We start from the raw sequence: 25,431 nt of genomic DNA on the forward strand, positions 1-25,431 counted from the left end.
GGATTTTACGGAGTGATGGGGCATCATGCAATGATTGGTTATGCGATATAGACAAAAAATTATTCAGTTAACTCCGATAGGGAGTACGCCAGAGTGGAAAGATAAAAAAGGGCAACATAGCGTTGCCCTCTTAATCGTGGTTAAGCTTGTCTTGACTAAGCTTTCTCGTCGCTATGCGAAGTGAACTGTAGTCATAGAATCGTGTTATTTAAACAAGTCAGCGCTAACACTCAGGTTACCACCACTCTGGTTCTGCCATTGGCGAGTGATATGGTAGTACTTCGCACCTTTTGCCGCTGCACGTTTTGCGACTTCATGAGAAACGTCCGTCATGCTGTTAAAGTGGCCGTTAAAGCTAATACTATCAAACGGAGCCATTTGAGCGGCAGTGACTTTATTTAACTCTTGAATTTGAGTGCCATCTGGTAAGGTTACAGTGTAACGCTTGCCCGTTGAAGATTGCGTCTCAAAGAAACGACCCACATCGGCACTTGGTGTACCTGAAGAAGCCACGCCTGGAATTTCAACATTCGCGGCGGCTGCCCCACCGGCTGCAAGAGCAGCACGGCCTGCATCGGAATCCGCAGGAATAACATCTGGGCTTTGAACCACACGCTTAGCGGCATCTTGTTTGTAGATATAAGCCGTCACAAACTGGTTGCCACCTTGGTTCGCGTCAACTTGGCGAACGATATAGAAAGAGTAAGCGCCTTTCTCTTTTGCTGCTTTCGAAATGGCATCACTAATATCAGGCTGGCTGCGGAAGAAGCCGCTGACTGAAACAGTGTCATAAGGCTGCAACGCGTAAGCTTCTGTTTTTGGCAGCTCTTTAACACCGTTAAACACGCGATACTGGGTTTCTTTGCTCACTTCCGGTGCATCATTATGATAAACATCGGCTGTTACACGCCAGTTGCCGCCATTGTTGTTGCTGTTGATATCCTGAATATAGAAGGAGTCTGCGCCCAACTTGTCAGCGCGACGTGAAACCGCGTCAGCTGCTTCATTGATTGCATTGAATCGGCCAGTAATGGTAATGCGATCAAATGGCTTAATGGCTGCTGCTTGCTCTGGTGCGAGTTCTTTTGCCGCATGTGCAGCAGAAAACGCAGTGAGTGATAGCAATGCCGACGCGATGATCGTGTATTTCAGCTTCATAAAAAATCCTTTCGCCTTGCGCATTAACGTTTATACGTGCGGAACAATTGATGTGTAACAGAATAGCGGATGATTATTACATGTAATAATGGCGGGTGTCTCAGCAATTTATATGACTTAGTCAATGAATGCTGAAGTTTCGCCACTAGTACACTACATTAAGAATCTGGATAAGCTTTACGAATAATGGCTTTAACGTCATAAGCGTGAGTTATTTACATTTTTCTAACCTGATGCCGCGCCATGACTGGGCTGCCATATTATCGCGTGACTTATTATTGTTGCGCAAAGTTGCAGGACAAGCGGCTAGTAAATATTATTTTTATAGTGAATTATACAGAGTTCTTTCAGTCAGCCAGTTTTAGTGCAAAAACTGTCGCAGAAGCACATACAGATATGGATCATCGGTCACATTTTCAGTAGGTTATAGGGAGCGGTAACTTAGCAGGTTTGTCAGTAACCAAATAGAACTGAAGCAGATCCTAATGAATTGGCGTTGCAGGCAGGTAGCATGAAAATAAGCCCGATGAGTTAATTCGACTCAAGGGTGTTGTTGAATGTGAACCGGCGGTGTCAATCAAGAGGGATAGGGCAATACTCATCATCAAAGACAGGTAAAAGGGAACATTATGCGTATTGGTGTACCAAGAGAGCGGTTGGCCAATGAAGCCCGTGTCGCAGCAACGCCGAAAACGGTGGAACAACTGCTGAAATTAGGCTTCACCGTGGCGATTGAGAGCGGAGCTGGGCATTTAGCCAGTTTTGACGATGCAGCGTACCAAGAAGCGGGTGCCACCATTACGGATACCACCGATGTGTGGCAATCCGACCTTATCCTCAAAGTGAATGCGCCCCTTGAGGAAGAAATTGCGCTGATGCGTGCCGGTAGCACACTGGTCAGCTTTATCTGGCCAGCACAGAACCCAGATTTGCTGCAAAAGCTGGCAGAGCGTCAAGTGACCGTATTAGCGATGGATTCGGTACCGCGTATCTCTCGCGCACAATCTATGGATGCCCTCAGCTCCATGGCGAACATTGCAGGTTACCGTGCCATTGTTGAAGCCGCCCATGAATTCGGTCGCTTCTTCACTGGGCAAATTACCGCAGCAGGTAAAGTCCCACCGGCTAAAGTCGTGATTATTGGTGCTGGTGTTGCCGGATTAGCGGCGATAGGTGCAGCAGGTAGTCTTGGGGCCATCGTTCGTGCATTTGACACCCGCCCTGAAGTCAAAGAACAAGTTCAAAGTATGGGTGCTGAATTCCTCGAACTGGATTTCGAAGAAGAAGCGGGCAGTGGTGATGGCTACGCGAAAGTGATGTCTGAAGCCTTTATCAAAGCTGAAATGGAACTGTTTGCAGCGCAAGCGGCGGAAGTTGACATCATCGTCACGACGGCATTGATTCCTGGCAAACCAGCGCCACGGTTGATCACCAAAGAGATGGTGGCATCAATGAAATCGGGCAGCGTGATTGTCGATTTAGCGGCGCAAACAGGGGGTAACTGTGAGTTGACCGTCGCCGATAAAGTGACCATCACCGAGAATGGCGTAAAGATCATCGGTTATACCGATTTGCCTAGCCGCTTACCGACACAATCATCTCAATTGTACGGTACCAACCTGGTTAACTTGCTGAAGTTGCTCTGTAAAGAGAAAAACGGTGAGATTGACATCGATTTTGAAGATACCGTTATTCGTGGTGTCACCGTGGTTAAAACGGGTGAAATCACCTGGCCTGCGCCACCAATCCAAGTGTCAGCACAGCCTCAAGCTGCGAAAGCTGCACCCATTGTGAAAGAAGACGCTAAACCCACCTCGCCATGGCCCAAATACATCATTATGGCACTGGTCGTCATCCTGTTTGGTTGGTTAGCGAATGTGGCCCCGAAAGAGTTCTTATCTCACTTTACGGTCTTTGCACTGGCCTGTGTGGTTGGATACTACGTGGTATGGAACGTTAGCCATGCGCTACACACACCGCTGATGTCGGTCACTAATGCTATCTCGGGCATTATTGTTGTGGGTGCGTTGTTGCAGATTGGCCATGGCGGCTGGGTAAGCTTCTTATCCTTTATTGCCGTACTGATCGCCAGTATCAACATTTTTGGTGGCTTCACTGTCACCCAGCGCATGCTGAAAATGTTCCGTAAAAACTAGGTTTTTATACCCGCAAGGCTAATATAAAAACCAAGTTAATAAACATAATTATTTGATAAAAACAATGTGATACCCAGAGAGTTGTTGTTGCATCCAAATGGCCGAGAATGACTGAACGCCATCGAACACAGGTGCAGTTCAACGTAGGAAGGGTAGACACAAAAAATATAGGGGTAACTGATGTCTAGTGGTCTCGTTACAGCTGCGTACATAGTTGCTGCGATTTTATTTATTTTCAGTTTGGCTGGGTTGTCGCGCCACGAAACATCCAAACAAGGTAACACCTTCGGTGTGACAGGGATGGCGATTGCACTTATCGCGACCATTCTTGGCCCCGATTCCGGCAATGTTGCCTGGATTATCATTGCGATGGTCATCGGTGGTGCCATTGGTATTTATCTGGCGAAGAAAGTCGAAATGACAGAAATGCCAGAATTGGTGGCAATTCTGCACAGTTTCGTGGGTCTGGCGGCGGTTCTGGTTGGCTTTAACAGCTATCTGGATCACGGCCCAGCCGTCATGGACGCTGTGATGGTGAACATCCACCTGACAGAAGTGTTCTTAGGTATCTTTATCGGTGCTGTCACCTTTACTGGTTCTATTGTTGCTTTCGGTAAGCTACGCGGAATTATTTCTTCTAAACCGTTGATGCTGCCGCAACGTCATAAGCTGAATCTGGTGGCGTTGGTTGTTTCATTCTTGCTGATGATTATGTTTGTCAAAACCGATAGCGTTGCTCTACAAGTCGTCGCGTTGTTATTGATGACCATTATTGCGCTGGGCTTTGGCTGGCACTTGGTGGCCTCTATCGGTGGCGCAGACATGCCTGTTGTGGTGTCAATGCTGAACTCCTATTCAGGTTGGGCGGCAGCGGCGGCAGGTTTCATGCTGAGCAATGATCTGTTGATCGTCACCGGTGCTTTGGTGGGTTCTTCAGGTGCAATCCTGTCGTATATCATGTGTAAAGCAATGAACCGTTCATTTATCAGCGTCATTGCTGGCGGCTTCGGTACTGATGGTTCTTCTACCGGTGATGCTGAAGAGATGGGCGAATACCGTGAAACGACAGCGGAAGAAGTGGCTGATCTGCTGAAAAACTCGAGTTCAGTAATCATCACTCCAGGCTATGGCATGGCGGTCGCGCAGGCACAATATCCTGTGGCTGAAATCACGGCAAAACTGCAAGCTCGTGGTGTGAAAGTCCGCTTTGGTATTCATCCTGTTGCAGGGCGTTTGCCAGGCCACATGAACGTATTACTGGCCGAAGCGAAAGTGCCGTACGACGTGGTGCTAGAAATGGACGAAATCAATGATGATTTCCCAAGCACAGATGTCGTGCTGGTGATTGGTGCCAACGATACCGTTAACCCAGCAGCGCTGGAAGACCCACGTAGTCCAATCGCGGGTATGCCTGTGTTGGAAGTGTGGAAAGCGCAGAGTGTTATCGCCTTTAAACGTTCAATGAACACCGGCTATGCTGGCGTACAAAACCCATTGTTCTTTAAAGACAATACTCAGATGTTGTTTGGCGATGCCAAAGACAGCGTTGAAGCGATTTTACGCGCGTTGTAATCATGCCATTGTTTTGATTAGACGATTAAGGGCCACATAATGTGGCCCTTTTTTTAGCTTAATGACGTGTTATGGGGAAGGGAGTTATTTGGTATCATCCTGATCTTCATTACCTTCTACGGGGCAGGTAAATCCTTCAGGCTTAATGGCCAACAAGTCACATTTAAGATGGTCGATCACATGTTCTGTGGTATTGCCAATAAATGCGGCGGATAACCCTGTGCGCCCCAAGGTTCCCAGAACCACTACACCGGCTCGCAAATGCTCAGCCAGATCAGGAATAACTTCTTCAGGTAACCCTTTTTCTACGTGAGTGAATTTCTCATCAATCCCGAATTGCTGACGTAAGGCTTTCATGGCGACTAGATGCTGACCACGGATCGCATCGTTATAAACACTTGGGTCAAAATCAGGCAACTCAATGGCGATATTAATCGGTGTCACTGGATAGGCGCTGATCAAATGAACCTGAGTTTGGTTTACATTCTCGGCAAGTTCGAGGGTTTCTTTGACTAATCGCAGATTGAGCGGGTCATGAAGCGGGTCTTCGCTGGAAAGGTTGACGGCGACCAGTGCAGTGCCACCCTCCGGCCAAGGTTGGTCTTTTACCATCCAAACTGGGCACGGACATTTACGCAATAAATGCCAGTCAGTTGGGGTGAAGATAATGGACTCAAGGCGGTCATGCTGATGGGCCATTTTGAGCAAAAGGTCATGTTTGGCTTTCAGGACTTCTTGAATAATGGCTTCATAGGGGCGGTTATGCCAAACCACTTTGATTTCGATAGGAATACCGGCATCAAGATAAAAACGGCACTGTTCGTTGATCCAAGCGGACCGTTGGCTGATAACCCCTTTACGCATTGCGGTGCGTTCATCAGGTGACAGCAAAGTCGTCATGTCATATGACAGATCATAAATAGGTAAAAATGCTTTGATTGTGCCGCCATTACGCTGCACAAGATAAACAGCACGTCTTAATGCAGGCTGATCATCCTGATTTGGGTCAATAGCAACCAGAATATTCTGATACTTTGCCATAGAGTCTCCTTACAACAGTGAATTAACCGTATGTTAGTTAAAGAGTAAACCATGAAAGTGAAAGAGGATAGGTGGGAGAACAAACCAGAACAATTAAATTGATCTGGTTTGCGGAGACATTACAGGCCAGGTCTTGGATTGCCGGCTAATTTCGCTAAGGCTTCGGTATTTTCGATGGTGATATATTTACCTTTCACGCTCAAAATTTCGCTTTTCTGGAAACGACCCAGCAAACGACTGATCGTTTCTACCGTCAGACCTAAATAGTTACCGATATCACCTCGAGTCATCGTGAGGCGGAATTCACGCGGTGAGAAACCACGTTGAGCAAACCGACGAGCAAGATTATAGATAAAAGCAGCCAAACGTTCTTCAGCATTCTTTTTAGAGAGAAGTAAAATCATGTCTTGATCGCTTTTGATCTCACCACTCATCAGGCGCATCATCTGTTGGCGCAGATTTGGCATTTTGCCGGATAAGTCATCCAACGTATCGAACGGGATTTCACAGACCATGGAAGTTTCCAACGCCTGTGCGAAACTTGGGTGCTGTAAATTGCTGATAGCATCGAAACCGACCAAATCACCTGCCAGATGGAAGCCGGTAATTTGCTCGTCGCCTTCTTCGGTAATGGTATAACTTTTAATGGTCCCGGAACGAATGGCATACAGAGATTTGAGCTCATCACCTGCTTTAAACAGCGCCTGTCCTTTCTGAATAGGTTTTTTCCTTTCAATGATATTGTCGAGCTGGTCCAGCTCGTTCTCATTTAAGGTAAACGGTATACAGAGCTGGCTAATACTGCAATCCTGACAATGAATTGCACATCCACCAGACTGAATACGTCGGATTACGCGTTTTTCCGGGATCATAGGGTATTCCCATTAATATTGATATGCGTCAATTTTAACATCTTTTCTTGCTTCTGATAAGTGCAAGAATTGTTAGTGTGCTAAAAGATAACCCTCATGCATTAATAACCAGCGTTTTCGCTCGACACCCCCCGCGTAGCCGGTCAATGCTCCTTGTTGTCCGATCACCCTATGGCAGGGGACAACAATCGAAATTGGGTTGAGGCCATTCGCCATGCCGACCGCTCGCGAAGCCGTGGGGCGGTTTATTCTTTTTGCCAATTCGCCATAAGTGATAGTTTCACCACAGGGTATTTTCCGCAGTTCGTGCCAGACTTGACGTTGAAAATCTGTACCCGCGGTTTTCACCGGTAAACGATCAATAATGTCCAACTCACCGGCAAAATAGCGCTGCATACTCTCACTAAGTCCGCCTGGGTTGCGTTTTTCCACTAACGTGAAGGACTCCGCGCGATAATGATTGCGTAGTAACTTCATCAGACGTTCATAATGGTCAGTCCAATCAATGGCGCGTAACCGGTTTTCTTCATCTGCGATCAGTATCAGCTCACCCTGTGGGGTTGCCATCCGATCAATAAAAAATGTCTCCATAAATCTCCGCTACATTATTTTAATGGGCCTATAAAGAGTTTGCCGGTAAGGAACTCGGTAGCAATTATGACATGAAATGGCGTTTCATTAGTTACCTATCACGGCACCAGGTCAAATACCTGTATTTATCGTGATGGGGATCGCATAACCCAGAAAGTTTAGTTATAAGCTCGAGGTGGGCGAATGGGGCAATAGCCGCTAGGATAGTTACATATTATCGGTAACCGTCGCTATCTCTAAATTGGGTATTAATGCCATGTCAAATATCACTTTGTCTCCTTTATTGCGCGCTGGTGAGCCCCCGTCCGCTGTTATTGAGCGCCCACAGGGCCAGTCACCATTCCTTTTACTGGCAGACCATGCCGGACAGCGTATCCCTAGCCAATTAGGTGATCTCGGCCTAGCAGTTGGTGAGATTGACCGCCATATTGGCTGGGATATCGGCTCATTGGCTACCGCCCGTTTACTGAGTGAGTATTTGGATGCCACGCTGATTCATCAGCAATATTCTCGCTTAGTCATTGATTGTAACCGTACCCCAGGTATTGCCAGCTCTATACCTGAAATTTCTGAGCACACACGAATCCCACGCAATATTGGGGTTACCGTGGCAGAGGCTGAAGCGCGCCGTATTGAGGTGTTCCAGCCCTATCACGATTTGATCACGCAAACACTCAACCAGCGTCGAGACCATGGGCAGCCAAGTATCATTATCTCAATGCACAGTTTTACGCCGTCTTTTAAAAACATCGAGCGGCCGTGGCAAATTGGCACGTTATTTAATCGCAATCCTGTGTTTGCTTTGCAACTGGTTGCGTTTTTACAGCAAGACAGTGAATTGCATGTTGGTATAAACGAGCCTTATGCCATGACGGATGCAACTGACTTTACCTTACCATTTCATGCTGAACAGCGGCAGTTACCTTATGTGGGTATTGAGATTCGCCAAGATCTTATTACTCATCAAACAGGACAAGTACAGTGGGCGAAACGCTTAGCGCAGTTATTACCCCAGGTGCTAGAAGTGATAAATAAGGCTAAATAACGAGTGATGCATGTTATTTGGCATGGAAATGTTGTGCTCTGTGTTCATGACCTACAACTGTTAATTAGATATTATCGACTTAATTATCATTTTTATTCGCAGCACAATATTAATGTTGATAACAATCAAAATTAATAACAATTAAGGTTATAACACCATGGAATCGGAATCGAAGCCTGCACGCATCCTGATCAGCGCCTGTTTGATGGGTAAACCTGTGCGCTATAACGGCAGTGCACTGTCAGTCAGTGACGAAATCATTCAGCGTTGGCAGAAGGAAGGGCGCTTGGTTATTGTTTGCCCTGAAATGGCTGCCGGGATGCCGGTGCCTCGTCCTCCAGCAGAGATTCAGCAAGGCAATGGCGAAGCGGTATTGCAAGGGCAGGCGAGAGTGATTGAACAGTGGGGCAATGATGTCAGTCGCGAATTTCTGCAAGGGGCTTATCAAGCATTAGAATTGGCGCAAAAAAGCCATTGCGTATTGGCTATTTTGACGGAAGGTAGCCCATCGTGTGGCAGTAGTCGCATTTACGATGGCCATTTTGATGGTACTCAGCGTGCCGGTCAGGGGGTCACTACCGCGTTATTGCGCCGGCATGGCATCAAAGTTTTTAGCCATCATCAGTTTGAACTTGCGGACGATTTTTTGCGAAGTGCTTCGCAGATCTAGGTTAAAAACCCATCAAATGTCATAAAATACCGATATACTGTATAAATAGACAGTATTGATATTAGATCTCAATTTTAGTCACTGAGTCTTTATTGAAATCATCAAGTCGAGGTAATGATATGACATTTAAAATAGTGGAAAAAGAACCGCAAAAAATTGTTGGTATTCGGGCTGTCGGTCCCTATCACGAAACGATCCCTCGGGCCTTTGACCAGCTTTCGTCGCTATATGCCCAGTACCAAATTCCGGGCAAAGACTGGCTCGCACTCTACTGGGACAACCCAGAAACTAATTTACCTGCTGAGTTACGTGCCGATGTTTCCTTGTCTGTCGCAGATGATTATGTGCTGCCAACAGAGCTTAGTGATCAAATGCAAATACAGACCATCCCTGGCGGTTTGTATGCTGTGTATCACACCCGTGTCACTGATGATGATTACGCCAAAGCATGGGGTGAACTGTATCACCAGCACATACCGCAAAGTGGATATCGGCCAGTGGAAGGGGCATGTTATGAGGTCTATCTCAATGACGGTAGAACTGATGGCTACTTCGATATCGATATCTATCAATCGGTAGAAAAAACATCTTAACTCTTGCCAGCAGCTGAGCTTGACCGTTCGGCTGCTTACCATAGTTGCTATCACGTAAATTCAACTTGTTTTGAACCTCAGAATTGGGCGTATCAGAGACGATAAAAGTCTAATGTTTATAAATAACTTATTTATTGTTGAGTTGTATAGACTTCATTTATTTAATTGATAATTTTATTCTGATATTGTTTTTTCTTTCAAATTTCCCTGGGAATAGTTAAAAAACAATATGAATTCTGATGAAAAAAAACTGTTGCAACGTAAAAATGCCGCAAAGGTTGCTATTAATACGCTCCGCCCATTAAAAGTGAGAAGTACGAATAATCCGTTCGTTCACGTTTCCAATAAGAAAGCTCTTGCATTTGAATTTGGCCGGTATAATGGGCCTCAAGATCTTTATACTGTTGAACAACGTACTCGAGATACGCGTATTGGAAACTGTGACGAAAAAGGTAAGGTTTGTCTGGTCGCATTAATGAAACTACAAGAAGAGGGGGGCTTATCGCGATCGGACCATAAAATTAATTTTTGTAAATCCTTTTATTATGATGGAATAATGAAGAAATTTTATGGCTATGACCATGTCTATATTATTATTTCAGATCCGGTTGGTTTTATACCAACATCGTTAAAGGAATTTGGTAAAACAGCTGTTGTCGTGGATGGATGGACTGAGGATTGGTATTTCCCTAACATTGGGATTACTAGTCGAGAAAATATTTCGCTAAATTTGAGCAATATACCCAACCCCCGTCAAAAAGTTGTACGGGATAAAATAGCAAAACATATCATTACGCCCTATCACAACCCAGCACAACGTTACGCTGATAAAGGAGGGGAATATAATCACTATATATTCAATTTGCATTGTGATTATGAACTCGATTATTATGATTATTATAGAAATAATAGCCATTCTACTAAGTATGAACGTCTTATGAAAGTTGCTCCAGGGAAAAAGGTCAATGGTAGATGGGATCCATAGTAAAGATATTTTATTGAGTAAATTTTCTTGGAATACCCGCACAATTTTATATTCTCCTATTATTATCGGGACGCTGTCGCTTGCATACGTTCCGCAATCAAGATAATTATCCTACAAAAAGGAATTAATATGAAAGTTTTTACTATTGTTGCATCTCTGGCAGTGGCTGGTTTTAGCGTTGCAGCAAACGCCGTTACTCCTAGTAATGTTGCCGTATACGCTACGGAACAATCTCAAGGGTCTATATCCATTGGAGATAAAAATGCCTACACGAAAACCTTTGAGGTTGCGCTGGCAATGTTATCAGGTGAGCCTATTGATTTATCGAAACTTTGTCTTAAGGCTTACTCTCCTGCCAATGAAGCATTCAAGCTTGATACAGTTGATGAAGTTTTAAGCTCTGGTCATCTGAAAGTAGGTAAGATCGCAAAAGGTATAGCTGTATTTGCTTCCGATAATGATAATATCTTGAAAGCTGCTTTGGTAAAAATCTCCGGCGATTGCGAATAATCCAAAAAAGCAGCCTGAAGGCTGCTTTCATCAAATGCTCGGCCAGTTATTTGTGGTAAGTATGCATCTTTGGAGTTGTTGCAGAGACAATATTACGGGTTCTATCGCATTGATAGTAAATGGCCGTATGAAAGGAGGGCGATGTGGTCTGTCCATTCAGATCGCGCAACCTAACGGAACTGTTGTTAGGAAATCCCCCCAGAAACGTGATTGTCATAAAAACGTCATTCGCTTGTTCTAGTATCCGTTGTAACCAATTAATACAAACTGTATTACTGTTTTACAACAAGGAATTATTCTGATGCAGAACCGCGTATCCCCTTTTATCGGCCGTACTCAATTGTCCGCTATTGCATTGTCCACACTGATGTTAAGCAGCGCGTTGTTCACCCCGAATGCCGTTGCTGCCGAAGCGGGCTTATATGATCGCAGTGCACAAGGTGATGTCACTCAATTTGGTGGGGCTCGCCGCTTAACGGGTGATCAGACTCAAGCGTTGCGTGATTCGCTGTCCAATAAAACAGTCAAAAATGTCATCTTGCTGATTGGCGATGGCATGGGAGATTCAGAAATTACCTCGGCCCGTAACTATGCTATGGGCGCGGGTGGCTTTTTTAAAGGGATTGATGCTCTGCCACTGACGGGGCAATACACGCATTACTCACTCGATAAGAAAACACAAAAACCGGATTATGTGACTGACTCAGCGGCATCAGCGACGGCATGGTCATCCGGCGTGAAAACCTATAATGGTGCGCTGGGTGTCGATGTGTTCGGTAAAGATCACGTTACCCTGCTGGAACTGGCAAAAAAGTCGGGTAAAGCGACCGGTAACGTTTCAACGGCTGAATTACAAGATGCCACCCCTGCGGCTCAGTTTGCGCATGTCACGGGGCGAAAATGCTATGGCCCAGAAGAAACCAGTGAGAAATGCGGTACCAATGCACTGGAAAATGGTGGGCGTGGTTCCATCACCGAGCAGATGATCGACGGACGTGCTGATGTCACATTAGGCGGTGGTGCTAAATCATTCAGCCAAGTTGCCAAAGCGGGTGAATGGAAAGATAAATCTTTGCGTGAGCAAGCCTTGGCGCGAGGCTACATCATTGTCGAGAACCTCGATGACTTGAATGCCATCAAGCAGGCAGACCAACAAAAACCGCTGTTGGGATTATTCAGCCCAGGTAATATGCCAGTGCGTTGGCAAGGGCCGAAGGCTTCCTACCATGGCAATTTGGATAAACCACCCGTCGTTTGTGAAAATAATGCCGAGCGAACCAAAGATATTCCGACATTGGCTGCCATGACTGAAAAAGCAATTGACCTACTGAAAACCAATGAGAACGGTTTCTTCTTGCAAGTGGAAGGGGCGTCAATTGATAAGCAAGATCACGCAGCTAACCCATGCGGTCAGTTTGGTGAAACCGTTGACTTAGATGAAGCAGTACAAAAAGCATTAGAATTTGCTCGTGCAGATGGAAATACCTTAGTTATCGTCACGGCAGACCATGCGCATTCAAGCCAAATTATCGAAGCAGATGCCAAAGCACCTGGCTTAACGCAAGCATTAACTACCAAAGATGGTGCAGTGATGGCGATAAGCTACGGCAATTCTGAAGATGACTCACAGGGACATACGGGTACACAATTACGTATTGCTGCTTATGGCCCACATGCCGCAAACGTGGTGGGTCTAACGGATCAAACAGATTTGTTCTTTACCATGCGCGATGCTATGGCGATTAAATAATCTATTTTCCGCTTCACATAAAACAAGAAATTCCAGACCATACTGATGGCTGGGATTTCTTGTTTTAATACCTGATTCCACCAATAAACATCCCAAATCATATTACTACCGCTTACCATTTGTTATAATAATAACATTTAATTGAGAGTCCTGGCCTCATTTTACGGCGTTTATATCTTTAATCATTGAGATTAATGTCACAATAATAACATTTAATTCCTGATAATGTCATTTAAGAGACATTGAAGTATCCCAACTCATGATTGTGGATTAGCCGCATCGCTAATCATTTTTACTGGAATCAAGAGAGTCGATCGGCGTTAGCAGGTAATCTTCATCAAATTAGGAGTCATGAAAAATGACCGCTAAAATATCACTACTCCGCGAACAATTCAGTCGCTATGAGCAGGAAATTTACAGCAGCGACAACTTTATTGTGACCAGTTTTAAATATGCCTCAGGTATTGAAGCGCTCAAGATAGCCAATTCACGTGGTTACGTGACACTTTTGCCATATTATGGACAGATGATTTGGGATGCAGAATTTGATGGCCACAATCTAAAAATGGAGAGCATGTTTTCTCAGCCGAAAAGGGGGGAGAATATTGTCGATACTTATGGCTGTTTTGCTTTCCATTCAGGTTTACGCCGAAATGGTTGCCCAACACCCGATGATGATCATGCATTACATGGCGAAATGCCTTGTGCAGAGATGGACCATGCTTGGTTGCTGATTGATGACACAACAATCGCTCTAACCGGTAGTGTGGAATACGTTAAAGGGTTCGGTGACCGTTATAGTGCTCGCCCCTTGGTGAGATTGAGGGCCGACAGTACGCAATTTGATATTGAAATGAGTGTGACAAACCTGTCTAGCATGCCGATGCCTCTCCAATATATGTGCCATATGAATTACACCTATATCCCCGGGGCAACTTTTCGGCAAAACTTGCCGGGGACGGCATTAAAGCTACGTGAGACAATACCTGCCCATGTGAACCCAACGCAACAATGGTTGGATTACACTCAACAATTGCGGGATCGTCCTGCGGGCTTATCTGACTTAAATGAACCAGAGTTTTATGATCCTGAGATAGTCTTCTTTGCGGATGATTTATCACAATATGTTGATCATGCAGAGTTCTTTATGCTGTCACCACAAGGGCATCGCTTTGTCACCCGTTTTCCCACCGCGCAATTTAATCATGCAACGCGCTGGATATTGCATAATGGCGATCAAAAGGTGGCTGCATTTATTCTACCCGCAACATGTCGCCCTGAAGGTTTTTTGGCGGCAAAAGAAAAAGGAACTTTAGTGATGTTATCGGCAGGTGAAAGCCGACATTTCAGTGTTACTACGGGAATTGTTTAGCTAAGTAGCCTGTTTATAGATAGCCGTATGTTTTTAGATAAGCAGTGCGTTTTTAGATAAATAGTCTGTTTTAGATAGACACTATGTTTATGGCTTTGCGGGCCATAAATGGCCCGCAAGATAAAACTAAATACGGCCATAGCTAAATACGACCATAAAAAGTCATTCTGGCGGTTTCAGATAATGCAATGTCAGGTTGAGCATTATACGCCAGCACCACCAGCATTCTTGTAATATCTCCCTGTGTCGGCGTCACACGATGAATGGCATTTCTGCCACGGAATAACACTAAATCCCCCGGTTCAATCTGTAACGTTTTAGGAACAACATGCTGATTTAATAATTGTTCCACACCGGAATAATTCATTTCACCTTTATCAGCGTCACGCATTTCTTCAATATATTCAAAAACACCCCCCGACCGAGGCTTTTGTATCAATAGTGTTATGGCGAACGATGAATTATCAAAATGCCATCCTAACTCTTGGCCTTGACTCGCATAATGTAAGTTAATTGATGAAAGTGAATCAGCGTATGAATAGAGTTTTTTTTCGCCTAATACGGCGCACAGAAAATCTTGAAAGTCAGTGGCGTTATACAGTGCTCGCAGCGCTGAGTCAGCCGGTATCTCCTCATCGGTGATGCAACCTTTTGAGGATGTGACTAACCTGTTTCGCGGGTGATTAGCCTCAAATGCAGGGTCAGGTTGGGTCAAATAAACATTGTGCTGGTTTGCGGCATAATAAGCTTTATGTTGATGCTCAACCCCTTCTTGCTTAATGCTGTCTAGAGCTGAGGGTAACAAGAAATCGGACAATACCAGCGCACCGAAGGTTTCGAGCGTGTGTTTGCACTTCGCAACGAACGCTACATCGCTGATGGGATGGGCGACGGTATCAAGAATTTCAGTTAATTTATGCATATATCCCCACAAGAGTGATAAAAATTGCTCTGTTTGCGATCGCAACACCACGGTGTGTCATAAATCTTTATATTTGATTATATTCCTAATACGCGTAGGGCGAGTGCCGACGTCAGAATTTACCCAACGTAGTATAGTCTTTACTAGCTGAATGCATAATCAACTGGCATAATTGCTTTAATGCAGGCAGCAGCCTACTGTTTTGTAGTACAGATGATATTCAAAATAAAATACTGAGTTATTATTTAACCTATAAATTTGACTTAAGTCTAAATTAGAGGTTTTCACTACGTTTTTATGGCGATTAAATTATAAAATAATAATGTGTAAAAAGAACTTTTTATTAAAAATGGTTGTTAAAGGCAGTATAAAAATCACTATTTTAAGATAGGGGCAGATAAACCATCGTGGCGAAGAAAAAATCTAACGGTACTGGCTGGGTTATTCTCTTGATAGTCGGTTTAGGGCTGATTACTGGGATCCCAAGAGAAGCGTGGATTGCACTGAGTGCGGCTATCTTGTGCCTATTCTTTGTTTGGCAAAATCTCAAAGGGGCAAAACACCGCCTCGGTTCTGTCATTGCCCCTGATATGCAAAAAACCGCTACAATTCCTGATATGGGCGATTACCCGATTTTACCTTCGCAGTTGGAACCCGAACCTACTGTGAGTAGTAGCAACACGAATCAGTCCCCGCCAGTGGAAGAAGTCAAAAAGCCTGATGAGAAGAAAGCTGAACCTTCTCGCGGTTCGTTAGCCCGAGCGTCGTGGCTGCGTCCAGGTGAATTGGCGGTTGTCGCAGGTATTAATTTGCCTGATGGCATGATTTATATTGGTAATAAATATAAAAGCAATCGTACTGGTGCAGAGCCCGCGTTTATTAACCCCTCAATGGAAGTGGCGCAAGAGGAAGTAGACACGTCATTACCCCTAATCGATAACACGCCAGATTACTCAACTTGCTCTCCTGAGGCGAGGCGAGGTTATCTACAATGGTTATCAGAAGGCCGTAAATCACCTACCGCAGATATTGGTTATGTTTTCTTATTCTTTTATGGGTTGGAACATCGGATACTCATTGATGCCGCGATTGATTTCGTGGCTAAAAGGGAACTGCCTCTTCTTGAGGCAGAAATTAACCGCCTGTTGATAATTTACGGAAAAAATAATGCATTTAATCATTATGCGCAGAACTTATTGGTCTATCTCTCCCGCGTAAACATCGAAGAGAAACTCTATTTATCGCCCCCGCCACCAACGCGTGAGTCGTCAACGGAATTACCATTAGCGCTACTGGTTGGTTTGGGACAATTAGCCATTGATCAAAAACCATTGCCTGCTGCATGGGCTCTTGCCTGGGGTGAAGCCGATCCTGCAATCAACCAGAATATTTCGATGGCACATTGCGCAGATATATTTTCTTCCCTTTTTCAGCAGCGCTATAAGGAAAAATATGGCGATGGATTTTTATTACCCGTTAATAAAACTAAGTTGCTGATATTTTATCGCCCAGCCTCTGCCGGCCTCATTGGGCAAGAGTTTTTCCAGCATATGGGTGAGTTACCCAATGTTGCGGTGTGTAAAGCGCACCGAGATAAACTTCGTGCAATATTTGAAGCCTGTCAGCAAGACCTCGATATCTATAACCGCTTTGCCAGTGTTAACCCTAAGAAAAAAATGTCACTGGAAGGGCAGTTATTAATGCCAATGACATTATGGTCTGAAGCATTAAAAACTGAACTAGAGAGTATCAAGGCAAGAGTCGGGTACGGGTTGCTAATGGTCACATTAGAGGAGCTTTTTCTCTGCCTGAGTACTGCCTGTGAGACCAAACCATTGGAGCGTCTCTCCCGCAGCCAAGTTATGGCACTGACTTTTGCTCTAGCCTCTTTGCACGTTGGCATCGAGCCTGATGTTAGAGCCGATAATCGAACTCCAGTATTGCAAGACACAGTAGCACTGTTTCCCATTGAATCGATGGTGGCTGAGTCGGCAACTTTTGCCGCGTACCGTGTCACGATGTTGGCGGTAGAATTGGCTTGTGCTGCCGTGATGATCGATGGCCGCATTGGTGAACCTGAGTCAAATATTCTGACACGACACATCGATGCTTGGGGTTATCTAAGTCCAGGCCAACGTATGCGTTTGAAAGCCTATCTTCAGCCGGGCATTAGAAAGAGCAACACCTTGTTAGCGCTAAAAAATAATCTAGAGCCGCTTTCATTGGATAATCGCCGGGCCATTGCTCGTTTTCTAGCCCATTTAATCCAAGTTGAGGGGACGATTACGCCGCAAGAGGTGAAATTCCTTGAGCGTGTGTATAAGCGTTTTGCCTTAGACAGTAAGTTGGTTTATACCGACCTTGATAGCTTGGCAACCCCCATGACATTAAGTTTGCCTTCACCAACGGCTGAGGTGATTAATAACACCGACCGTATCAATCTGTTAAAAACTGAAAGCCAGACATTGGTTAAATTGCTCGAAAGTTTGTTCGTTTCCGACAACGTTACGATTCAGCCGCCTGCTGAGATCAATCCTCAGTCAATGACAGCCATCGCAACTGACTTACCGGACAGTACGGCAACATTCTTAAGATTATTGATTTCCCGTGATACTTGGGAACGCGAGAAATTGCTCGATATTGCATCAGACATGGAGGTTAAGCTTGATGATGCACTGATTGAGATTAACCGCAAAGTGCTCGCGGCATTTAACACTCCGCTAATTACAGGTGAAGCAGTCATCACAATAGACCGTGATATATCGGCGGCATTGCTTGTTTGATGCTTAACGCTTGATGATGAATATTTGATGAGCCGCGTTAGACGGGCTTCTTATAGTGAAAGACCCTGAACTTGAGCAACAAGGCATTAACCGCTACCATAGCGCGCCTAATGACGTCAGAGAGATAAACGTAATGAAATACCAATGGATATTGTTTGATGCGGATGAAACATTATTTCACTTTGATGCTTATCAAGGGCTAAAGTTGATGTTCTCGCGTTTTGGCGTGAATTTTTCCACACAAGATTTCGAATATTATCAATTGGTTAATAAACCACTGTGGGTTGATTATCAGGACGGTAAAATATCGGCTTCTCAATTGCAAAATACGCGTTTTGAAATGTGGGCAGAGAAATTGGGTGTTGCTGCGACGCGTCTAAACAGTGAATTCTTAGTGGCAATGGCAGATATTTGTTCATTGTTACCTGGGGCACGTGAATTGATTGATGCGCTAAGCGGTAAAGTGAATATGGGCATCATTACTAATGGGTTTACCGAGTTACAAACCATTCGCCTGGAGCGTACTGGGTTAAAGAATATCTTCTCGCCACTCATTATTTCAGAAGAAGTGGGTGCGGCTAAACCGGATGTTGCAATATTCGAGCACGCCTTCAATTTAATGAATAATCCGGCCAAAGAGCAGATCTTGATGGTAGGGGATAACCTTCATTCCGATATTCAGGGTGGAATTAATGCCGGCATTGATACTTGTTGGCTCAATATGCATGGTGCTGAAGTCGAGAGTCATATTTCACCTCGTTACCAAGTTAATTCACTCGCTGAATTACAGAAGTTATTATTGGCGTGATTACCGTCTTCCCAAAATACAGAACCGCTAGCGGAGGCTTCCGATAGCGGCTATTTTGTTCTTACACTTTATACAAATTATAACCCATTGATTTTGCGACATGGGCAACCATTTTCTGGCCGCGGACACTATTTCCTACTGCGTCTAAAGGTGGGGAAAACCCAGCGATAGCCATCACGCCAGGTACTACGGCCAATATCCCACCACCAACGCCACTTTTCCCCGGTAACCCCACATTATATGCCCAGTCACCAGAGCTGCCATATAACCCTTCCATCGTCATCTCGGCCAAAAGATGGGGAATATGATTGGCCGTTAAGACCCGTAACTTACTAATGGGATTAATGCCAGCAGCCGCGAAAGTTGCACCAATTGTCGCTAATTCGATGGTATTGAGCAGCGTTGAACATTGGCGGGTATAGACTTCGCAAGCCTCCATTGGGTCACAATACATGGCACCTGCAGAATAAAGTAACCAAGCAATTGCGCGGTTGTGGAAATTTGTCGTTTGCTCTGATTGGTTGACTTCATCTGATAAGCTAATCTGTGCACCACATAATTGTTGCTGAATTTGCAGAATATTGTGCCAGCGGGTTTCACGATCATTCGCTTGAATTAAGCTCACAGTAGACATTGCGCCTGCGTTCACTAAAGGCGATAACGGTTTTCCTTTGTGCAATTCGAGCGCCATAACAGAATTAAACGGCAAGCCAGTGGGGTCCGCACCCACTTTTTCTTGGACTTTTTGCGGGCCAACATCTTCTAATGCCAGTGCGAGAGTACAGACTTTAGAAATAGATTCGATGGCAAAACGGTATTCAGCATCTCCGGCCACAATAATATCACCGTCAACAGTCACCACGGCCAGACCGGCTAATGTTGAAGGGACACTGGCCAGATACGGAATATAACTGGCGTTGTGCCCTCCGGCGGCGGTTGAATATTGCTTATGTGCTTTATTGACACAGTGTTGCAGTACTTTTAAGTCTGGTTTCATCATCCCACTCCACAGTGGCTACCGTTATTAGTAGCTTATTTATCTGTTTTTCCTGAGACCAAATGCGATGTTTTACCTTCCGTGGCAATATTGCCTGATTCAGCGGGCAGACCGGGATGACTATTTGCCTCTTGCCAAGTAAAGGGTGCAAAATCGGCTTTTTCATCACGCCAGTGAGGTTTACGGAACGCATAAATCAGAAGCGGCAATATAATGAAGAATAGGGTTGCAATGATTAATATACAAACATAGGTTTTTGGGCTGCCAATGGCAATTTGGCTCGGTGGCACAAAACTGAGTAAAAAGACCACGATGGATGCAATCCAGCCTGCGCCACCAATGATCCACATACCAATATCGCCGCTGGGGATACGGTAGGGGCGAGGGCGTTGCGGTTGGCTATAGCGCAAATAAATGGCGGAACTAAACATCAGGATATACATAACGAGATACAAAAGAACGGTTAATTGGCTGAGAATCTGAAATGCTGCCTGTACCGAAGGTAAAATAACGAACAATATGGATAGCAGAGAAACGATCAGTGCTTGCAATAATAGAATGTGTGTTGCCATACCATTCTTATTAGTGTGTTGCCACCAACGAGGTAAATAACCTGCTTTTGCCACAATCAATAACCCTGACGAAGGCCCACCAACCCAAGTGACCACTCCTGCTAATACGCCGATCGCTAGGGCAATTGCAATAACGGGGCTGAGCCAGTTAAATCCTGCCCACCTGAACATATCACCATAAGCCACTAAAATACTTTGCGTCAGATTGATATCAGCTTTTGGAATAACAAATGCGATGGCAAGGGTGCCGAAAACAAAAATAATGACTGTTCCCAGTGCAGATAACATAATGGCAATGGGATAATTACGATTCGGATTGTCGACGTCCTTAACATGAATGGCATTCATTTCCATACCTGCATAGAACAGAAAAATACTAGCAGCTAAAACGATATTGTTAAAATTGGAGAAGTCGGGAATCACTTCATCCCATGAAAGTACTATTTGTGGTGTACCGCCATCAAACAAATAAGCGAAACCAAAGATGATCAAAATAATAGCCGGAATGATTGTACCGATAACGCCGCCCCATTTGGAGACTCTGGAAAAGGTGGCTACACCTTTAAAGGCAATAAAGGTCGCGAGCCAATAAACCACTAACACAATACTGAGGACAAAAAAACGATTGGCTGATAGCGCCTCATCCCAACGTTGATTGGGGCCAATAAAAGCGAGGGAGACAGCAGCAAAAGTTAATACTGTCGGGAACCAAACAGTCACTTCTATCCAGAGCATAAACATGGCTAAAAATGCCCAGCGAGGGCCAAATGCCTCACCGACCCAACGGAAAACACCGCCTTTCTCGGGCCAACCCGTTGCGAGTTCAGCCGCCACCAATGAAACAGGAATAAGGAAAAAAATAGCAGCGAAAATATAATAAAATATAGAACTTAATCCGTATTCAGCCTCAGCAGGTAAGCCTCTTAAACTGACAACGGCGACAATATTCATAATAGCCAATGTGGCGATGCCGAGCTTCTTTATGGCCACAGGCTTAGGCTGATTATTTGTCATTGACATCCATCCTTTAATTTTTGCAATTAAGCCGGCAATCTCTATGTGTGTTTGAAGCTATTTTGGTGTGCAATACCATGCAGTTCAGGGTGCTCATGTAAATAGTGGAGAGAACATTTCATGTCCTCAAGTAAGAGTGCGGCGAAGTCCATTTCGAACCCACGACGGCACATTATTCGCATCACGACGATATCAGTTGCATGACCGGTCAGCGTAAAAGCGGGTACTTGCCAGCCTCGCAGCCTTAACCGCTCAGAGAGGTCATATAAGGTGTAGCCCGTTTTGGCGCCGTCTTTTATTTTGAAGCAAACGGCGGGTAGGCCACCTTTGGGATCACCTGTACAAATAAATTCATACGGGCCCAATGGTGCAATTGATTTACTTAAGAAATGCGCAACCTGATAGGCCGCCTGTTGGACTTTGGTATATCCCTCACGGCCTAATCGGAGAAACTCATAATATTGGGAGATAACTTGCCCTGCAGGGCGGGAGAAGTTGATAGCAAACGTGCCGATTTGCCCACCAAGGTAATCGACTTTAAAGACCAAATCTTCAGGAAGTGCATCCTGATCTCGCCAAATAACCCAACCGCATCCTAATGGTGCAAGCCCATACTTATGGCCTGAAGTACTGATTGATTTTACTCTTGGCAGACGAAAGTCCCATTTTATCTCTGATGCGACAAATGGAGCCAGGAAACCACCACTCGCGGCGTCCACATGGATATCGATATCTATTCCTTTCTCTTTGTGCAGCTTGTCTAAGGCTTGGTGTAAAGGTTCAGGGAACTCATAATTGCCGGTATAGGTCACGCCGAACGTGGGAACAACACCGATGGTATTCTCATCACAGGCGTCGATCATTCGCTTCGCATCCATAAAGTAATTACCCGGTTCCATAGGAATTTCACGAATCTCAACATCCCAATAGCGCGCAAATTTGTGCCAGCACACCTGTACGGGTCCACAGACAAGGTTAGGTTTATCGATGGGCTTACCGGCGGCTAACTGCTTTTTACGCCAGCGCCATTTCATCGCCAACCCCCCTAACATACAGGCTTCGGATGAACCGATAGTATTCGTTCCTGTCGCTTGCCCATTGATGGGTTTGGGTGCATTCCAAAGGTCAGCCAACATATTAACGCAGCGTAAATCGATAGCGGCTGACTGCGGATATTCTTCTTTATCAATCCAATTTTTATTAATGGAAAGATCCATGAGTTTATGGACGTTCTCATCATCCCAAGTTTGACAAAATGTCGCTAAATTTTGCCGTGCATTACCGTCTAAATAGAGCTCATCATGAATAATTTGATAAGCAATATCATCACGCATTTCTTTTAATGGGAAATGGGTGGATTCAGCTACATGGCGAATAGCCTGTGAACCAAACCTTGAGTCCAATAATTCTTCTTGCAATTTATTAGTAGTATTACTAATCATGATGTAATTACCGTCGTGTATGAATGGGAGTTTTAAACGTAGACGGCTAGATTATATGACGCAAGGTGAAATTAAGCAGTGTGATGATTATTTTAGTTAGCTTGTTTATTATTTGATTTTATTATTCATGGGGTTATATGTTTGTGGGGAATTGAATTTATTACATTGCCAGTTGTTTGCTTATTTTAATTGATGCGTTTTTTATTAATGGTGAAAATACGCCTTGATGTTTATATTTTGTTAATGTTTGTTTTTAGTGATGGAATTAAACAAAATTATCATGTCACGCTGATTCAATGAATCCATGGTTTGTTGATGGCCGGTTTAATTTCCAAGTCTTAAAGTGTGAAAATTAAAGTCGTTTGATCTATTGCAGAAGGGAATTATGCATAAATTATCACTTTTAATTTTAATCGCACCATTGATGGGGTGTAGCGCGAAAAATGCCACAAGCGCTGAAGGCATGACAGACATTGATAGTTATACTGAAAGTCGTATTGTTAATATCATCAATACACATGCAAAAAAAATCGAAACATCCCGTACTGGTGAAATGATTGATGCGGTATCAGCTGAATTTCTAGGTACACCTTATAAAGCAAACGTGCTAGTAGGTTCGCCTACCAATCCGGAGAGATTGGTGATTGATTTCAGAGGATTGGATTGTTTTACTTATCTTGATTATGTCAATTCACTACGCCACTCCACGAGTCAGTCTGATTTTTTTGAAAAACTGATCAGCACGCGTTACGTTAACAATGACATTAGTTATACACATCGCAAGCATTTCTTTACTGACTGGGCAAATAGACAGCCATTAAACGCAAAAGATATCACCGCGCAAATTAGCCCTCATACGGTCACTGTCACCAAATACTTAAATCAACGAGAAAATGGTGATGAGTTTATTCCGACGTTAGGTGTTGTTAAGCGGAATATAAACTATATTCCAGCGGAGTTTATCAATGATGAAGTCGTTAATCATTTAAAAACAGGTGATTACATTGGTATCTACACCAAGATAAAAGGGCTAGATGTCACGCATACCGGCATTTTTATCATGACCCCAGAGGGCGCTGTACTGCGTAATGCTTCCTCATTGAAGAAGAACATGAAAGTTGTTGATTCGCCTTTTCTACAATATGTAAAAAATACGCCCGGAATCATTGTTCTTAGAGCATTGTAAGATATTCATGGTGAATTAATTGCATTAACGTCTGGCTGAATTAGAAATTTAGCCAATAAAAATTAATGCTTAATGATTACCATAATAAAAATGGCGGCAGTGAGTTACTCTTGGTACATTGCCAAGAGTAACTCATTATATTTCCGCTGCGATTGGGGATGGGGGCCCAGCAGAGTTGCGGTTATCTGTAATCTCAACACCCTGAAACTGGAGTTGAGTTCGTTCGTTGTAGGGTTTGCTTACCCATTAAGTTGTTTGAGCACCTGATGCTGGAAAAATCACTCTCCGCTGCTACACTTTCTCATTAAACTATTTATATTGATTAAGTTATTACAAATGATTCCTAATTTTATTAACTAGCATGGCTTGTATCTTTAGAGGGGAAGTTAACAAATGACCAGAAAACCCATCTCAGATGAGTTAATTAAGTTATCTTCATTCAATCTCAATTTGATGACAATTTTCGGTCTTATTTATACAACACGTAGTGTCACGGAAGCGGCTAATATTCTTAATATTTCTCGCCCGGCCATTAGCCAATCATTAAGAAAATTACGTCTGCACTTTGAAGACCCGCTTTTTATCCGTCATGGTAATACATTATCACCAACTGTTTTTTCTGATGATCTTTACAGAAAGACAGAGAACAGTATAAAATCAATGAGTGATTTCCTCTGTAATGATAGTTCTGTTAATAATCAGGAAACACTGTCAGTATATTCTCCGTTTTATGTTTTTGCTTACGATTATATGCTCAAAAACATTAGCAGCCAAAAATTTAAATACAAAATAAAATATTATGAGACTAATTTCGATATCCCCTCTACTGTCGATCTTCTTAACTATCGAAAAGCTGACATAGTACTCTCTTCAGGGCCAGTATCTCAAGCCACACTTAATTGTATAAAAATTAAAGATATTGAGCTTGAGTTAGTATGCAGTAAGAATAATACTTGGGGGGATAAACTGGTAACAGAGGAAGATTTTACGACGTTTGAGTTAATCACATATTTGACTTCTGACGATATAATGAATTTTCACAAACAGAATTTTTCTTCTGAAATTAAAGCTGTTAATTCTATTGTCGAAACCAACTCATTATTATTTCTTTTATCAACAGTATCAAACACTCAGTGTTTTACATTTCTATCAAAAAACACCTTCGATTCTTTTGGGGAAATATTCAACCTTCGCCGATTAAATTATACATTTGCCACGCCAAAAATAGAGGCTTACATTGTCTATCGTAAAGAAATGGATAAGCAAGAAAATTTTAGATTGTTAATGAATGATTTTCTGGGGAGATAATACAGGTCATAACACCGACTTAAATAAAAACTTAAGCCACCATTATGACCTAGAACATTATTGACTCGTGCATTATATCATTAT

Annotated in this window: 22 protein-coding genes; 14 read left to right on the top strand and 8 right to left on the bottom strand. The window is 43.8% G+C overall.

The window, feature by feature from the left end:
• Nucleotides 1-204: 204 nt before the first annotated feature.
• Nucleotides 205-1,158, bottom strand: coding sequence for a DUF1471 family protein YdgH (gene ydgH, locus BN68_RS04530; protein WP_019209968.1), 954 nt, complete (start codon nt 1,156-1,158; stop codon nt 205-207).
• A 243-nt stretch (nt 1,159-1,401) separates the two neighbouring features.
• On the opposite strand from ydgH, the gene BN68_RS24565 reads away from it, so the two are divergent.
• The 3 genes from BN68_RS24565 to pntB all read left to right on the top strand — a co-directional run bounded on the left by BN68_RS24565 (nt 1,402) and on the right by pntB (nt 4,886).
• Complete coding sequence (locus tag BN68_RS24565; RefSeq protein ID WP_042806396.1) at nt 1,402-1,581, top strand: hypothetical protein; 180 nt, start codon at nt 1,402-1,404, stop codon at nt 1,579-1,581.
• A 206-nt stretch (nt 1,582-1,787) separates the two neighbouring features.
• Nucleotides 1,788-3,314: a Re/Si-specific NAD(P)(+) transhydrogenase subunit alpha gene (pntA, locus tag BN68_RS04540; RefSeq protein WP_019209969.1), complete on the top strand. Its 1,527-nt coding sequence runs from the start codon at nt 1,788-1,790 to the stop codon at nt 3,312-3,314.
• A 180-nt stretch (nt 3,315-3,494) separates the two neighbouring features.
• Nucleotides 3,495-4,886: a Re/Si-specific NAD(P)(+) transhydrogenase subunit beta gene (pntB, locus tag BN68_RS04545; protein WP_019209970.1), complete on the top strand. Its 1,392-nt coding sequence runs from the start codon at nt 3,495-3,497 to the stop codon at nt 4,884-4,886.
• Nucleotides 4,887-4,970: 84 nt separating this feature from the next.
• Here pntB and uspE read toward each other — a convergent pair whose 3' ends face one another.
• The 3 genes from uspE to ogt all read right to left on the bottom strand — a co-directional run bounded on the left by uspE (nt 4,971) and on the right by ogt (nt 7,390).
• The gene (uspE, locus tag BN68_RS04550; RefSeq protein WP_019209971.1) at nt 4,971-5,927 is read right to left on the bottom strand and encodes a universal stress protein UspE; all 957 of its coding nucleotides are present in this window, start codon (nt 5,925-5,927) and stop codon (nt 4,971-4,973) included.
• 119 nt (nt 5,928-6,046) lie between these two features.
• Nucleotides 6,047-6,799 (bottom strand): FNR family transcription factor, encoded by a 753-nt coding sequence (locus BN68_RS04555; protein WP_019209972.1) that lies wholly within the window; start codon nt 6,797-6,799, stop codon nt 6,047-6,049.
• A gap of 72 nt (nt 6,800-6,871) precedes the next feature.
• Nucleotides 6,872-7,390: a methylated-DNA--[protein]-cysteine S-methyltransferase gene (gene ogt / locus BN68_RS04560; protein ID WP_019209973.1), complete on the bottom strand. Its 519-nt coding sequence runs from the start codon at nt 7,388-7,390 to the stop codon at nt 6,872-6,874.
• A gap of 256 nt (nt 7,391-7,646) precedes the next feature.
• Here ogt and BN68_RS04565 point away from each other — a divergent pair, with 256 nt between their 5' ends.
• The 7 genes from BN68_RS04565 to BN68_RS04595 all read left to right on the top strand — a co-directional run bounded on the left by BN68_RS04565 (nt 7,647) and on the right by BN68_RS04595 (nt 14,315).
• On the top strand, nt 7,647-8,435 hold the full coding sequence (locus tag BN68_RS04565) for an N-formylglutamate amidohydrolase (protein ID WP_019209974.1): 789 nt from the start codon (nt 7,647-7,649) through the stop codon (nt 8,433-8,435).
• A 157-nt stretch (nt 8,436-8,592) separates the two neighbouring features.
• On the top strand, nt 8,593-9,105 hold the full coding sequence (locus BN68_RS04570) for a DUF523 domain-containing protein (protein WP_019209975.1): 513 nt from the start codon (nt 8,593-8,595) through the stop codon (nt 9,103-9,105).
• A gap of 119 nt (nt 9,106-9,224) precedes the next feature.
• The gene (gene sbmC / locus BN68_RS04575; RefSeq protein ID WP_019209976.1) at nt 9,225-9,698 is read left to right on the top strand and encodes a DNA gyrase inhibitor SbmC; all 474 of its coding nucleotides are present in this window, start codon (nt 9,225-9,227) and stop codon (nt 9,696-9,698) included.
• A gap of 229 nt (nt 9,699-9,927) precedes the next feature.
• A complete protein-coding gene (locus tag BN68_RS04580; RefSeq protein ID WP_019209977.1) occupies nt 9,928-10,683 on the top strand; it encodes a hypothetical protein in 756 nt (251 codons plus the stop codon).
• A 129-nt stretch (nt 10,684-10,812) separates the two neighbouring features.
• A complete protein-coding gene (locus BN68_RS04585; protein ID WP_019209978.1) occupies nt 10,813-11,193 on the top strand; it encodes a DUF4354 family protein in 381 nt (126 codons plus the stop codon).
• Nucleotides 11,194-11,494: 301 nt separating this feature from the next.
• Entirely contained in the window at nt 11,495-12,943 is a 1,449-nt protein-coding gene (phoA, locus tag BN68_RS04590; RefSeq protein WP_019209979.1) for an alkaline phosphatase, read from the top strand.
• A 358-nt stretch (nt 12,944-13,301) separates the two neighbouring features.
• Entirely contained in the window at nt 13,302-14,315 is a 1,014-nt protein-coding gene (locus BN68_RS04595) for an aldose 1-epimerase family protein (RefSeq protein WP_019209980.1), read from the top strand.
• A 142-nt stretch (nt 14,316-14,457) separates the two neighbouring features.
• Here BN68_RS04595 and BN68_RS04600 read toward each other — a convergent pair whose 3' ends face one another.
• On the bottom strand, nt 14,458-15,237 hold the full coding sequence (locus BN68_RS04600) for a HalD/BesD family halogenase (protein ID WP_019209981.1): 780 nt from the start codon (nt 15,235-15,237) through the stop codon (nt 14,458-14,460).
• 407 nt (nt 15,238-15,644) lie between these two features.
• On the opposite strand from BN68_RS04600, the gene BN68_RS04605 reads away from it, so the two are divergent.
• Together BN68_RS04605 and yjjG are read left to right on the top strand one after the other, a co-directional pair.
• Entirely contained in the window at nt 15,645-18,020 is a 2,376-nt protein-coding gene (locus tag BN68_RS04605) for a tellurite resistance TerB family protein (RefSeq protein ID WP_019209982.1), read from the top strand.
• A 133-nt stretch (nt 18,021-18,153) separates the two neighbouring features.
• The gene (gene yjjG, locus BN68_RS04610) at nt 18,154-18,828 is read left to right on the top strand and encodes a pyrimidine 5'-nucleotidase (protein WP_019209983.1); all 675 of its coding nucleotides are present in this window, start codon (nt 18,154-18,156) and stop codon (nt 18,826-18,828) included.
• Nucleotides 18,829-18,889: 61 nt separating this feature from the next.
• Here the strand turns inward: yjjG and glsA are convergent, their stop codons facing one another.
• The 3 genes from glsA to BN68_RS04625 are packed head-to-tail and all read right to left on the bottom strand — an operon-like array spanning nt 18,890 to nt 22,853.
• Entirely contained in the window at nt 18,890-19,825 is a 936-nt protein-coding gene (gene glsA / locus BN68_RS04615; RefSeq protein ID WP_019209984.1) for a glutaminase A, read from the bottom strand.
• A 35-nt stretch (nt 19,826-19,860) separates the two neighbouring features.
• Nucleotides 19,861-21,417, bottom strand: coding sequence for a putative glutamine/gamma-aminobutyrate antiporter GadC (gene gadC, locus BN68_RS04620; protein ID WP_155965362.1), 1,557 nt, complete (start codon nt 21,415-21,417; stop codon nt 19,861-19,863).
• 35 nt (nt 21,418-21,452) lie between these two features.
• Nucleotides 21,453-22,853, bottom strand: a complete 1,401-nt coding sequence (locus BN68_RS04625; protein WP_019209986.1) for a glutamate decarboxylase — start codon at nt 22,851-22,853, stop codon at nt 21,453-21,455.
• A gap of 385 nt (nt 22,854-23,238) precedes the next feature.
• On the opposite strand from BN68_RS04625, the gene BN68_RS04630 reads away from it, so the two are divergent.
• The gene (locus BN68_RS04630; protein WP_019209987.1) at nt 23,239-24,039 is read left to right on the top strand and encodes a DUF1460 domain-containing protein; all 801 of its coding nucleotides are present in this window, start codon (nt 23,239-23,241) and stop codon (nt 24,037-24,039) included.
• A 393-nt stretch (nt 24,040-24,432) separates the two neighbouring features.
• Entirely contained in the window at nt 24,433-25,347 is a 915-nt protein-coding gene (locus BN68_RS04635; protein WP_019209988.1) for a LysR family transcriptional regulator, read from the top strand.
• The last annotated feature ends 84 nt before the right edge of the window (nt 25,348-25,431 follow it).

It is taken from the genome of Yersinia massiliensis CCUG 53443 (genome assembly GCF_000312485.1).
GTDB lineage: Bacteria > Pseudomonadota > Gammaproteobacteria > Enterobacterales > Enterobacteriaceae > Yersinia > Yersinia massiliensis.